At 70.4% G+C, this 520-nt stretch carries 2 pseudogenes; both read left to right on the top strand.

From position 1 onward, the window contains the following. Positions 1 to 85: pseudogene (locus ACZYOF_RS44320) on the top strand (type II toxin-antitoxin system VapC family toxin); the annotation flags it as partial. Then, positions 82 to 520: pseudogene (locus ACZYOF_RS44315) on the top strand (integrase); the annotation flags it as partial. The pseudogenes ACZYOF_RS44320 and ACZYOF_RS44315, both read left to right, overlap by 4 nt.

The following is a 520-nucleotide window of genomic DNA, read 5'->3' as shown; positions in this document are numbered from 1 at the left end:
CGACCTCATCCTCGTCACCCGCAATGTGGGGGATTTCGAGGATACGGGCGCCACGGTGATCAATCCTTGGGAGGCCTCGGCATGAGCCACCCTCCAGCGACCGCTTCGGAACCACTCGCGGCCGCCCCGTCCGACGCGGACCTCCCCTCCCCTCTCCCGCCATCACAAACCGGGCTGCCGGCGCATCTGGAACGGCTCGCCGATCGCGCCCGCGGCTATGTCGAGGCGGCGAGCTCGGCCAACACCCGCCGGGCGTATGCCTCCGACTGGAAGCACTTTTCCGCTTGGTGCCGGCGCCAGGGCCTCGAGGTGCTGCCGCCGTCGGCGCAGACGGTCGGGCTTTACATCACCGCCTGCGCCTCGGGCGCCGCGACGGCCGATCGCCAGGCCAATTCGGTCGCGACGATCGAGCGCCGGCTCTCAGCGCTGGCCTGGAACTATACGCAGCGCGGGACGCCCTTGGACCGCATGGACCGGCACATCGCGACCGTGCTCGCCGGGATCCGCAACACCCACGCTG

The organism is Bradyrhizobium sp. LeoA1Lang (assembly GCF_055413685.1).
This window is presented reverse-complemented; position numbering and strand designations above follow the sequence as displayed.